1 protein-coding gene is annotated in these 593 nt (G+C 64.8%); it reads left to right on the top strand.

From position 1 onward, the window contains the following. Positions 1-52: 52 nt before the first annotated feature. Positions 53-593, top strand: a 541-nt coding sequence (locus ACP7AJ_RS21590; RefSeq protein WP_426062308.1) for an FMN-dependent NADH-azoreductase, incomplete at its 3' end; no start/stop codon positions are given.

The raw sequence follows: 593 nt of genomic DNA, 5'->3' as shown, positions 1-593 counted from the left end.
ACCGGAACCAGTACCCTTTCCACATCGGCCGCAAGGCCCATTTTTCACAGTCATGCACATCCTGCACATCATTTCGAGCCCGCGCAAGGGGGCTTCGGCCAGCATTCAGCTCGGCAACGGCATTGTTGAAAAACTCCAGGCGGCCCACCCCGGCAGCACCGTGCGGGTACACGACCTGGCCACGCAGCCCTTCCCCCAACTGGAAGAAGCCAAGCTGCAATCCTTCTTCACGCCGGCCGAAAGCCGCACGCCCGAGCAGCACGCGGCCGCCCAGCACTCCGACGACGCCATCGCGGAAATCCAGGCGGCCGACGTGCTCGTGATCGGGGCGCCGCTCTACAACTTCGGCATCCCCTCGACGCTGAAGGCCTGGGTCGATCACATTGCCCGCGCGGGCATTACGTTCCAATACGTCGACGGGGCTCCCCAAGGCCTCATCACGGGCAAAAAAGTGTACGTCGCCATGTCCAGCGGTGGCATCTACTCGGAAGGTCCGGCCGCGGGCTACGACTTCGTCGCGCCCTACCTGACAGGCGTCCTCGGCTTCCTGGGCATGACGGACGTGACCGTCGTGCGCGCCGAAGGCACGGCCA

Source organism: Hymenobacter sp. B1770 (genome assembly GCF_049896385.1).
GTDB lineage: Bacteria > Bacteroidota > Bacteroidia > Cytophagales > Hymenobacteraceae > Hymenobacter.
Note: the sequence above shows the minus strand (reverse complement) of the source record. Positions and strands in the feature narration are given on the sequence as shown.